This is a genomic window from Peribacillus sp. NPDC097284 (assembly GCF_044761765.1).
Lineage (GTDB): Bacteria > Bacillota > Bacilli > Bacillales > DSM-1321 > Peribacillus.
On record NZ_JBIWCZ010000001.1, the window covers coordinates 908040 to 920838 of the forward strand.

The following is a 12799-nucleotide window of genomic DNA, read 5'->3' on the forward strand; positions in this document are numbered from 1 at the left end:
ACTTTGGTGCTTTTTAACACTCTCCCTATCTCCTAAGAAACTGGATGATGAAGTACGCTGACTTTTACAAAATGAAAGCGGTTACTATTTGACTGGTAAACAAAAGAGCATAGCCATCCTAGAGTCATTATTTTCGTAGTTTAAGCAAACTGAAAAATTTAATTATTTTATGGGGGTATAGTATGCCATTACTTATAGTAGCGTTTGGGATTATCCTGTTGCTCATTTTGATTACTGGATTCAAGTTAAATACATTCGTTTCATTGATTGTTGTCTCTTTTGTTGTCTCTTTAGCACTAGGGACGCCTTTAAAGGATATTGTTACAACCATTGAAGGTGGATTAGGCGGTACACTTGGTCATATCGCTTTAATCTTTGGGCTTGGAGCCATGCTCGGTAGGCTTATTGCTGATGCAGGGGGAGCCCAGCGTATTGCCATGACCTTGATTAACAAATTTGGCGAAGATAAAATTCAATGGGCTGTTGTGGTTGCTTCTTTTATCGTCGGGATCGCCCTATTCTTTGAAGTAGGATTGGTGTTATTGATTCCGATTGTATTCACCATGGCCAAAGAACTGAAAGTTTCAATTCTACACCTAGGTATTCCCATGGCTGCAGCCTTATTGGCAACACATAGTTTCTTACCCCCGCATCCAGGCCCAACAGTCATAGCTGGTGAATATGGTGCAGATATTGGATTGGTTTTACTTTATGGGATCATCGTCGCCATACCGACCGTCATCCTTGCTGGCCCCCTCTATACGAAGTTTGCTAAAAAAATTGTTCCGGATGCATTCAAGAAAACAGGTAATATCGCTTCTTTGGGCGAACAAAAAACATTCAAGCTGGAAGAAACGCCTGGTTTCGGAATAAGTGTTTTGACTGCCATGTTCCCTGTTTTATTAATGGCCATAGCCACCATCCTTGATATGGTTCAAAAATCAGTAGGATTTGAGGATAATACATTAATAGAAATCGTTCGTCTGGTAGGAAACGCTTCGACTGCCATGTTGTTATCTTTATTTCTTGCCTTCTATACAATGGGAATCGCAAGAAAGACTCCAATCAGAGATGTGATGGCTTCCTGTACCTCATCCATTGCCGCAATCGGGATGATGCTCTTGATCATTGGAGGCGGCGGTGCCTTCAAGCAAGTACTCATCACTGGTGGTGTAGGAGATTACGTAGCCGAATTATTCACAGGCAGTGCCATGTCACCAATCATCCTTGCCTGGTTAGTCGCTGCCATATTAAGGGTTTCCTTAGGATCAGCCACAGTTGCCGCCATTTCCACTGCAGGATTAGTCATCCCCATCCTGGCTCAATACGATGTTAATCTAGCCTTGGTAACGCTTGCGACTGGAGCCGGCAGTTCCATTTGTTCGCATGTGAATGACGCAGGATTTTGGATGATTAAAGAATACTTTGGACTAAGCATGAAAGAAACATTCTCAACATGGACCGTACTATCCACTATCACTTCTTTATCAGGATTAGGATTCATTTTATTATTAAACTCATCCCTGATTATCGCAGGAATCATCATCGTTCTCATTATCATCGGGGCCGTGTATTTCAGTATGACGGACCGGCCTAAAGACAAACGGAACACGGTCGGAGTATAAAGACGTAAAGAGTCTATATAGTGAAAAAGAGAAGTGGCTCTCCTACTAGTGTGTAGAGGATCTGCTTCTCTTTTTTATCGTGTGTAAGACCGCTCCATCATGTAGGGATCTCTTCATAAGCCAGCTTCATGATTACTTCCCTATGTTGCGGATATTTCGACAATAGCTCTTCTTGAGTGAACAGCTCGAAGTCCTGGAACTCAAAACCGGGCGAGACCATGCACCCAACTAATGAGAACGTATCTTCATCTCTGACGGAAGATCCGAAGATGGAGTTTTTCGGAACCAACACTTGCGGGACTTCCCCTTCGTCCAGGTTAATCCCCAGCTTATGTTCTTTGTAATCTCCCTTTTCATCAATCACATGAATCGTTAAAGGGCTTCCCGCATGGTAATACCATAACTCATCGGATTTCAAACGATGTAGATGGGAAATGTCATTCGAGCCCAATAGAAAGAAGATGCTTGTATATAGCTTTCTCTTTCCTTCAAACTCTACCGATAACTCTTGGTCTGAAGTCCGCTCCTCGGATTCAAATGTCCGTTTATAAAACCCACCCTCTGGATGTGGTTCCATCCCGAGCTTTGTCACATAATAGTTCGCATCGTTCATAGAAAATAACCTCCAAGGCAAAAAGTCCGCTCAATAGTAAGGACGGCGCGTGATTTGATCATATATCAAACCGTACCTACATTTCAATCTAGTATGCAAGCTTATTCAATCCTTCTTCATCGATAATTTGATCTAATGAAATGCCACGGGGCATATCGGGTGGAACTCCATTTTCACCAAACGTATCACCACATTGTGTCTGTGTAACAAAAAAGTAGGAAGTGAAGTACTCGTAGTCTTCGTTCCCGACTCTATCCGTGCCTCCACTATGGATGCATGCCTCGTCAATCTTTTCTTTATTCCCTTCTGAATCTATATAATAATATTGATCATTAATTATTCCTTCGCTTACAGGAAGGGAGCTGAGTGTGTAGCCTTTATCATTGATTCGGTACACATCAAAACCTTCACTTTTCTCAGGTGGCGGTGCATCCTCGATATTGTACACCACCCTCACTTCCCCCTCATACCCTATTGGAATGAGATACGATCGATTGGTATACTCTTCGAACATCGTATCCGGAAGTGCCATTAACCCGAATACAGCCAAAGAGAAGAAGAGAACAGTGAATAGCCCGTTCATGAAGAGCATCTTGTTCGCAGGCTTTTGCCCCTTACCGTTTCCTCTCGCTCTCTGCCACTCTTCTGAAAGAAAGAAAAGCAAAGAGCAGACAACCGCAAAGACTCCTAGATCTCGTAAAACGATGAAGGATAAAAACCCAAATACCGAATAGATCAAAGAAGCCAAAACAAAACGATATCTTCCAAACTTTCTCGTGACAAAATCCGATAAAAACGAAACCGGTAGCCCGTACACGGCACATCCGATGAAAGCATAGATCAACACGATTACAAACATCCAGGGCTCCAGAAGAAGAAAGAACCCGCTGAGGATAACGCTGACAACGATGACCGATTTAATTTTTCTACTGATGATGTGTTGAATTTCATTTCTCCTTTGGTTTACATTTGTTTCTCGAGACTTAATTACCCATAACTTTCTATTTCACTATAAATCCACCATACACTATATTCCAAATAAAAAAAATCCACTTTACATAGTAAAATGGATTTGCATCTTAATTAAAGCAAACTTAGCACTTCTCTAAATACTTTAGATGGCTTATAAAGTTTAGAATAGAAAAAAGCATAAAATCCCCAAATAGTAGACAGATCTACAACGGAAATTTATGATACCATTTTCATATTAACGAACTAACATCCAATACCATACCTTCTTTCACAGTGTACAACCAAACATCATTTTTTATATTTTCCAAGTCTCGATAATGTTCTTGAGTCAATTGAATAGAAGAACTTGAAGTCAGTATTATAAATCTCATTTTTCCTTCTTCGTCTTCGCTTATAAAATCAACTATTCCCAAAGATGAAATGTTTTCAATAACTTTACGTCCATTTTGTTGTTCGAAGGTCTTTATCGTTTCCCGGTAGTCATCGTTAATCACCCGATAGGTACCTTGTAAGGCTGGTTGTAATACAAAGTGGGATAATAATTTTGGTGGTAAGATATTTATATTTCGCTCTCTTTCCACTTCCTCTATACGAAGTTTACGGCGGTCTTCGATATCAAGTAATTGCGATTGCATTTGATTAATCAGAGCTGAGTTTCTATTATCCTCATTATCTCTTTTGTATTTATCAAGCCTCTCTAGAGTAGTTTCATATTGAGAGTTGAATGCTCTTCTTAGAAATTGAAGTTTCTTATTCAATTGATTTTCTAGTTTCAATGCTAATTCTTCTCGTTTTTTCATCAATTGTTCTAGTGCAGACATAATGAAGGAATTTTCACCTAAAGATCGAGTCGGCGATACGTCACCAAACTGCTGTCCAAACAGCCAATAAGAATCTAGTTCAATTATCTCTCCATTAACACGCTTCGCCATATAAACTATATCCTGATAAAGTTCTCTTCCTGTTCCATCAGTAAGGCAAATCTCGTAACATTCAACTTCCAATTGCTCAGGGATTGGAATCATAATTACATAATAAGTATGAGCTGCACTCATTAATCCTTCTTTGTTTCTCATCAAAGCTAATTCATAAAGTGGGTGGTTATTTTCCATTAAAGGTTGCTGCTCTTCAATAAATTCTTCTTTTCCAGTAAAGCGGTACCCTTCATCTTTACTTTTCAATAAAATTTTATTGCTCCTAGCAAAGTCTCTTAAACTTCTAGGTATACGTTCCACTCGATAAACGTCATTTTTTTGAAGTTTGTAAATTCGAACTCGATGTTCACTTAAAACAGAATAGGCAAAACGGCTAAAAATTCTTATCGGAACTCGATGAATGGCTATTTGGACTTGTTCACGGTGCATTTTTTGTATATCAACTGATTCCATGCCAATTCGTTCATCTTCTGTAATTTTTAATAATTCTTCGTATTCCTCACTTATGGCTTTATTTATTTTTCCTTTTATATCCTCTAGCGTTTCACGGTGTAGAATAGAGTTCTGCATTAAAGAAGGTAGGTCCGTATATTGATCCTCTAGTCGGTCACCGATAAAGTCATATACCAAATCACTACCTAAATCCTTACGCATCCCTTCCATTTTCGTTAGTAAAGTGATCAAAACATCGCCTTCACGGGTATTCTTAGCGACTAAGTTAAAAATAAACACTTCATTTTTCTGTCCAATACGATGGATACGTCCCATTCGTTGCTCAAGTTTATTAGGATTCCAAGGAATGTCGTAATTAATCATTTGATTACAAAACTGTAGATTAATCGACTCTCCACCTGCATCCGTCGCTATCATAATTTGATGATCACTTCGAAAAGATTCGACTTGCCGCCGACGTTCATCCATTGTATAACGTCCCATAATTTTTGCGATCTTCATCCCATAAAGAGATAATCGTTTCTCTAAGTACATTAATGTATCGGTGGACTCTGTAAAAATCAAGATTTTTTCGCCTTTAGCTAACAATCCTTTTTCTCCAAATAACGTTTGCTCTAACTCTTCAAACTTTCTTTCTGTATGATAACTTCTCAGTTCAGAAGTTAACTTTATTAACTTTTCTAACTCTACCAACTCTACTTGTAACTCTTTTACATCAATTGTATCAACTAATCCTACACTTAACTGTTCTAGTTCTTCTTGTTCTTCATATGAAACTTCATTGTACTCATCACTATTAATTTCAGCCTGCTTCAATTCCTTTTCCAATACCTCTGTTAGTCGATCGAACCTTCGTTGCAAGGAGCAATGGATTGCTTCTATAGATGAACTTAATCTTCTTTGTAATAACATCATGGCAAATGCTGTACCATGCTTTTGCCGAGATAACGCTCGGTTGAAATGGTTCTTCACATATTCCGTAACTTGCTCGTACAAATGCACTTCTTGTTGAGATAAATTGTATTGAATCGTTTGGGTTGTACGCTTAGGAAACAATGGTGATCCATCAAAATTCTTCAGACCTTCTTTCAAACGGCGAATAATGAATGGGTTTGCTTTATCACGCATGGTTTCTCTAATACCTATAGATGAAAAAATATCCTCATCGACTAATCGCATTAAATGACGAAAATTCTCCATATCCCCTTTATGAGGAGTAGCAGTTAATAATAAACAATGTTGAGCTTGCTTTAATAAGCTTTCTCCCAACTTATATATTTTTGTCCGTCGAGTTGTTTTCTTTTTTCCCTTCGTTGTATATGCCGCCATTTTATGGGCTTCATCAACAATAACTAAATCAAAATCAACTTCCAGAAGAAGATTCTTTACGTCTTCCCGAGCAGCCCAATACAACGATGCCAAAATACATGAATGTTCGGCAAAGGGATTTTTTCCACTCTGCTCATCAATGGAAGCCCGAGTAAGTATGATAAACTCTTCTTGAAACTTCTCTCGCAACTCTTCTTGCCATTGTTTTAATACTAGTGGTGGAACCAAAATTAATATTCTTTCCGCACTTTGTCTAGCTTTTAATTCTCGAATTAGCATGCCAGCCATAATAGTTTTACCTGCACCAGGGTCATCCGCTAATAGATAACGAACGGTCGGAGTTTGTAACATTCGTCCATATACAGCTTCGATTTGGTGTGGTAATGGGATAACCTGTTTATTTCCCAATGCTCGTGCCTTTGAGAATTTTTTATCAATTTCCAATTCTCTTTGCAATAAATAGGATTGTAATTGCACTGGTGTAAGGGTACTTCTATCGTCGTTTTCATTTAACTTTTCTATCGAAGATAACTGATGTTCTAATATAATAACAGGGAAATAAGTGTTCGAATCAAGCCCTCGAGCATCAACTTGATACACACCAGATTGAAGCATATTCACCATCTTTATTTCTACCACTTCTGGCCACAAAGGGCCCTTGACGATGTCTCCGCTTTGAAGCATCTTATTCCCCCCTCATCACACACTATACAGTTTTAATAGAAACTCTTCTTCATCATACAGATCTGTTGTGCTTCCTGATACGTCTTCCATTCTTAATACGCAACGGTCACCTGTTTTATAACGACCTTCAAATAAGTGGAATGTTGCAGACAACTCACGTTCTTTTGCTTCACCTATAGAATCGAAAGTTACATGGACTTCATTCGAAATTCTTCCTCCATTAAAATAAAAAGCCATCCTTAGTGAACGTGGTAAGTAGTCATTCTCCGCTTTTTCTTCTTGGAAAAATGGAATAGTGATATGATACGAAGTAATATTATTCGTTGCAGAAGCTACACGAACATTCACACGTTTTTCTCCTGATTTTTTGGCCTTTCCACGAATTTGTCGATATTCAATTAAAGGCACAATACATTCTTGTGGCATGGCTCCACCATGCACAAATCGTTGCCCACCTTGAGCAGTAAACCGATTTAAACCCTTGGCGATAACAGCATCTGCTTCAAGTCCTATATACCCTAATGATATACGGGTTGTTCCATCGGGCAATGATAGATTCTTTCCAATTGCAAAACGACGGTTACGATCATATATTTCTCCATCAATTCGCTCTGTTTTTTGATAGGCTTCCACTTTGCCCGACTGATAAAGGAATCCATGATCACTGGTCATATAAATCCGTACAGCCTCATATGTGCCTACTAGTTTCTTTACACTTTTTTTCATCTGTTCAATGGTACGTTCTACTGACTCATAGGTATGCTTTTCGGTTTTAATATCATCTCCAAGAGCATCAATGTAATTATGATATAAATAAACAACTCGCTTCCCGCGTATATGCTGCTTGCCTTCTTCTTTATTTAATGCAATGAAATCTTCTAAGTTAAATGCAACCGATTCTGGAACTTTATTTTGCAAAACTCTAGTACGGTGAATTGTCCCCGAAGTCGATAACCCTTCCACTTCAACGATCCCATTCTCTGAGATCCCTGTAATACTTCCTGGCAATAGTGATGCCATCCCTAATTGTGTATAAGATGGCAGTACACCTTGCATGGGGATTAATGCAACTTCTGCATTTAGCCTGCCAGTAAAACTTTCTTTCAATTCGTATCCGACTTCATAACGTAATGCATCCGAAATAATAACAAAAATACGTTCACGAGATCCTTCCACAACTGATGAAATCATCTTTTTGAAAAAATCTTGTTGATGCAAAACTCCTGGAATATTCCATGATTGAGATAACTCACGATGGACAACAGTATCTGTATAACGCCCCCATGAACGTAAAAATTCTTGTTCATACCAATACGTTAATTTTTGATAAAGTTCAGTAACAGACTCTTGATCATGTAAAATTCTGAATGATTTATTCAATTGACGATAACGATAATCGACCATATATTGATGTTCAGTATAAAGAGAAAACCACTCTTCTCCCGTTTGTGGTTCTTTACTTTTCGAAAAAGCTTCTTTGCATTCATAAACATATAAGGCTTGCTCTAAAAACATATACTTATTTTCAAACCGTGCATAATGCCAATACCCACGACTTCGTTCATGTAAAATACTGCGCCATTCTTTAACAGGCAATGCATCTTCAAGCAATAAATTATACATCGTGTTTACTATTTTTTCCTCAATGACCAAAAACGTCTCACACTGAATAAATGGCTCGTATGAATATTTTTGGAGTAAACCCTTTATGTCCCATTTATCTTCCAAGAGAATTAATATGTTAGCTATACTCTCATTGTCTTTACTTAATAGCCATTCATCAACGAATACTTTACAAATATTTGGTACCGTACTATGGAATGAGAATGATTCCAAATATTTATCTTCCACATACATCTTAAAATGTTGAAAAATAATACATTGAATGATATGAAATAAACGATACTCTTTCACTGGTTGAATTCCAAAGTATTCTTCAACAATTTCATAAAATATTTCACTGCTTATGTACTTTTCTATATCCTTTAGTATTTCATTATCCTGTTGGATATCCCCATTTTTGAGGACACTTTTTAATAATTTAGGAGGATATATACTATCTGCACCTATTAGAACAGCAATCATCGTACTCTTTACATCATCTTCTGTCGCAGCATTGGGTAATAACCGCTTAAAACGATCCACCCGTTTCTGACTGCCAAAAAATGACCAATGCTTTTTCATGAACGAACGAATGGCAAGATGATCTAACCGTAATTCTTGCATTTTAATGGCCAACTCATCGGCCACAAATTCACCGTACTTTCCGCCATAAAGTAACATATCTAATAAAAAATTATCCTTGTTCTCCGGTTTCTCAAATGGTGCATACAATAAATACGATGAATCAGTATCTTCTAATTCAAACTTTATCTTTGTTCGAAATACATTGTCAGGAGTTACCATCCAAACTCCAATACCCTCAACAGCCAAAGCTGAATGTATTTCCTCTAAATCACGCTCATTACCTTCTGGATCATACCAAAACACAAGAGCGCGGTTACTTCCTTTATTATGTTCACGTTGTTGATGAAATAGTGTCAACAACTCTTGAATAATATTCAAATCTAACACCACTTTCTCAGTACACTTCTATTAAAACTAATCATATAATGGTTTATTGATGTCTTCAAGTTCATTACCATTATATCTAGATCTAATTTTTTACATACTGGTTTCTGCCAAATATAAAAAGTGCTTCAGACCAATAAGGTAACTGAAGCACTTATCATAAATAAAGAACTTCTATTTTATCTTGCCAAGTACATCCTGTAATTTAGCATAGTTCACAACCACACCATCGTCTAAGTCTAATGCAATACGCTGATTCGCCAGTTCCGCTAGCTTCATATCGAAGATGACGAGTTCTTCTTGCTTTAGTTTATTTGTTATCAATTGTTTTTCGTATCGTTTCTTCATCGCCGTTGTTAAATCTGGGTTGATTAAATCTTGTTCTAAACGACGCTGTTCCGCCCGCAGCTTTTCTTGTAGGTCTTGGACGTATTGGAACCTGACTTTTGCTAGTGTTTCTGTATTATATCGATGCAAGTACACTAAAGCACGGAAGCCTTTTTTCTTACCTGAATCAATCATCCAATAAATCGGACGTTTGCTATAAACTTGACAATGGTCTTTGTAAAATTCATCGAAGAAATAACGACGTAACCGTTCTACCGGTGTTTCACTGCTTTTCATAGTCAAGGACTCCGCCAGCCAACGAAGATTATCTGCAAGATGTTCTTTACCAAATACCGTTACTAAAATGTCTTCTAAACGACTTACCACATCATCTTCGAAATAGACATGTTCTGTTAAAGGTAAAATACCGTCCTCATCTGGCATAAAAGTCACATATTTGCTACGATCCCAATCCCCACCAGCATACGCCAAACCTTCTACATCTAATGAATAACGCCCCATCATCAAACCGACACAATAAGACAAGAAGCCTTTCGCATCACGCACACGATCCGCGCGTCGAATCGTAATCTCCTTATCAGGCACTTCCGGAGTTAATTCATCTTGTAAACCGTATAGGTCAATGAAAATACTGTTTAGTTCTTCTTCATTTTGTTTAAGTTGATTGAATTGAGAGTAAGCATAAGTTTCCCAGTTAGTATAGCAAGTTTCAAGTGATTGCTCGTTTTGACCATACATTAAGAAAGGGTGAGCTTCGAAATCCCATGATGTTTCAAAAGAATTCCAATCAAGTTCCGACAAAACTAATGTAGCTTTTGTAAGATTTTCTACCCTAATTAAATCCCTATTTGATACTATCACTGGAATATTTCGAACATCTCTTACTTGAATGTTTAAAGTAGGAGATAAATGCTTTAGATAATAGAGGCCGACTTTAGAATTTAAAAGTGACAAAATATAATTAAAATACTTCTCTTCTCTCAAAAAAATAGATGAACCACCTTTATCAAAAGTTGCATTTTCAGGTAAGACTCTAAAACTTGGGATTGCACTAGTAATCAACCCCCAAGTAATAGCCTTCTTATACCAAAATTTTTCAGGGATAATTTGAGATCCATGACCATTTTTATATACTTCCCTAGCGGCCTCAGACCAGTCGACCAATTCCAAAAGATTTCCTGACCATTTTCGAAACCCTCCTCCTTTTGCATAAAATCTCCACTTTCCTCCATAATCAATATAATTTTTATTTTGAATTTCCCAAAAGAACCTTAAAAATCGCTTATTGTTACCAGTAACATTCTGGCTAGAGGAAACAGTAAAATCACTCAATAATTTATTTGAAAGATAATTATTCATCAAATTCTCGGAAGCCCAATAAACAATGGGCGACTCAGGTACTTTTTTGAATATCTTTGAATTCACGCTATATCTATAGGAAACGTTAGGATTTTTCACAGCTTCTTTTGTCTTAATTGATTGTAGTTCTGCACCACGTTCTTCAATTCTTATAAAACTTCCTAATGTGTTATTATTTTGATTTTGGATAACAAAAGTACAAATTGGAACATTTGCTATTTCGTAACACGCATGATACTCAGGTTGAACTAAACTCGATATGTTCTGATTACTAATAAGGTATTCTCTTAATTTGGCATGAGAACTTATAAACATCCAAGTAAATGGAGTCATCATTCCCTCAAAACCATTATCATTAGTCATAAGTGAACAACGATAAATGAAAGCAGAGTATAAATCTGATTTATAATCTTTGTAACTTGTATTCATAAACTTCTTTAACAAAGGATTAAATTTATTATGATATGGAGGATTTGTAACAACCACTTCATACTTCAACGCTAACATATGAGCTTGTCTTAATAATGGTAACAACTTTTCTTGTAGCTCATAAATATATGATTCATTTATTAGGTCAACAATTGTTATATCAATATTTTCTATATCATCTATATATTGTTGATAAACTGAAGCAGGTTGTTCTGGTACGAGTAATGAACCAAACTGCTTGGCATTTTCAAATAACATGATTACTTCTTTCACTGCGCTTAGATCGCTAACAAAGTCTTGTAAGAATAAAAGAGCTTCTGGTGAAATATCTTCACTATCAATAAATTCTAGGATATTTAATTTCAATTCATCTGCTTTTCGTAAAAAACGTCGATTCTTTTCTTGTCCTTTCATCATCAAAGCAAAGCTTGCTAATTGCATGGCCCGTTTATCTATATCAATGCCATATAGATTATTTTCTAAAATAATTTGCGGGATATCTCGTTCTCGATATCCTGCTTCTAAATACATTGAGTATAGTAGGTCAAAAGCGTATATTAAAATATGTCCAGATCCACAAGCAGGATCAATGAATTTGATATCTTCTAACTTAGTTACACTTGGAATGGGGAGGGGTTCTGAAGATTTTAAGTAGTACTCCCACTTTGAAGCTAATTCATTCTCCGGCTTCCACTCGTCATACAATTTTCCTAATGAATTTTGTACCATGTATTCCACAATCCATTTAGGCGTGAAAAGTTGGGTTACAACGGGTAAGTCTTCTTTCTTCACCGCCATATTTTTTAATCCACCAACTTTTTCTTTTCGCTCGGACATATAATATTGATATAACCAACCTAACACTTCAACTTCTTGAAAATTACTTTCCTCTAAATCACTAACAAGTTTATTAATGAAAGAATCCGCATGCAATAATGATTCTGGTAATAGTAACTCGGTATAATCGGTTACCTTTTCAAACAAGAATGGCATAATGTTATGTAATTCATTACATTGAGCAACCAGTAGTTTCCGATACGCTTGCTCACGGTATCCATTATGTAATAAATCACTGACTTCATTCACAAGCTTCTCAGGTAGATCCGCATGGCGGTATTCCGTTAATAGATCCGGATCAATCTTCCCTTTTGTTTCACTTGATAAGACACGGATACGGGAAGGTAGGTAATCATGAACTTCCATGAACCTTAGAGCAACCAACCGATTAAACCATGTGTATGCTACTTCTTCGATCACATAGTCAAAGCCTTTCGTTTCAACTTCATGAAATAGCCTTTCAAAACTTTTTTTATAGGTTAAGTCATATTTCTCGTTATTTACTTCGACATAATCGGAACCTGCGTGCAACATGGCACAACCTTTGGATGTTACTCCAAAGGTTGCGGCACGAAGAGCGATTTGGCGACGAAGTTCATTACGAGCGTAAATAGCAAATTCTTTCAATAATTTTTTATTCAATA

At 37.0% G+C, this 12799-nt stretch carries 6 protein-coding genes; 1 reads left to right on the forward strand and 5 read right to left on the reverse strand.

Annotation, left to right across the window (positions count from 1 at the left end):
- Window positions 1-182 precede the first annotated feature (182 nt).
- Window positions 183-1625: a GntP family permease gene (locus tag ACIQXU_RS04540; RefSeq protein ID WP_402986987.1), complete on the forward strand. Its 1443-nt coding sequence runs from the start codon at window positions 183-185 to the stop codon at window positions 1623-1625.
- A 97-nt stretch (window positions 1626-1722) separates the two neighbouring features.
- Here the strand turns inward: ACIQXU_RS04540 and ACIQXU_RS04545 are convergent, their stop codons facing one another.
- From ACIQXU_RS04545 to pglX, 5 genes are all read right to left on the reverse strand, one after another.
- Window positions 1723-2238: a cupin domain-containing protein gene (locus tag ACIQXU_RS04545; RefSeq protein WP_402986989.1), complete on the reverse strand. Its 516-nt coding sequence runs from the start codon at window positions 2236-2238 to the stop codon at window positions 1723-1725.
- 88 nt (window positions 2239-2326) lie between these two features.
- Window positions 2327-3097, reverse strand: coding sequence for a DUF6843 domain-containing protein (locus ACIQXU_RS04550; RefSeq protein WP_402986990.1), 771 nt, complete (start codon window positions 3095-3097; stop codon window positions 2327-2329).
- Window positions 3098-3440: 343 nt separating this feature from the next.
- Window positions 3441-6611, reverse strand: coding sequence for a DEAD/DEAH box helicase (locus ACIQXU_RS04555; protein ID WP_402986992.1), 3171 nt, complete (start codon window positions 6609-6611; stop codon window positions 3441-3443).
- A 15-nt stretch (window positions 6612-6626) separates the two neighbouring features.
- Window positions 6627-9185 (reverse strand): BREX-1 system phosphatase PglZ type A, encoded by a 2559-nt coding sequence (gene pglZ, locus ACIQXU_RS04560; protein WP_402987396.1) that lies wholly within the window; start codon window positions 9183-9185, stop codon window positions 6627-6629.
- A 171-nt stretch (window positions 9186-9356) separates the two neighbouring features.
- Entirely contained in the window at window positions 9357-12797 is a 3441-nt protein-coding gene (gene pglX, locus ACIQXU_RS04565) for a BREX-1 system adenine-specific DNA-methyltransferase PglX (RefSeq protein WP_402986994.1), read from the reverse strand.
- Window positions 12798-12799: the final 2 nt, after the last annotated feature.

Coding starts and splice junctions, on each gene's coding strand:
- ACIQXU_RS04555 (WP_402986992.1), bottom strand. CDS start 6,611: ATGCTTCAAAGCGGAGACATCGTCAAGGGCCCTTTGTGGCCAGAAGTG.
- ACIQXU_RS04540 (WP_402986987.1), top strand. CDS start 183: ATGCCATTACTTATAGTAGCGTTTGGGATTATCCTGTTGCTCATTTTG.
- ACIQXU_RS04550 (WP_402986990.1), bottom strand. CDS start 3,097: ATGTTTGTAATCGTGTTGATCTATGCTTTCATCGGATGTGCCGTGTAC.
- ACIQXU_RS04545 (WP_402986989.1), bottom strand. CDS start 2,238: ATGAACGATGCGAACTATTATGTGACAAAGCTCGGGATGGAACCACAT.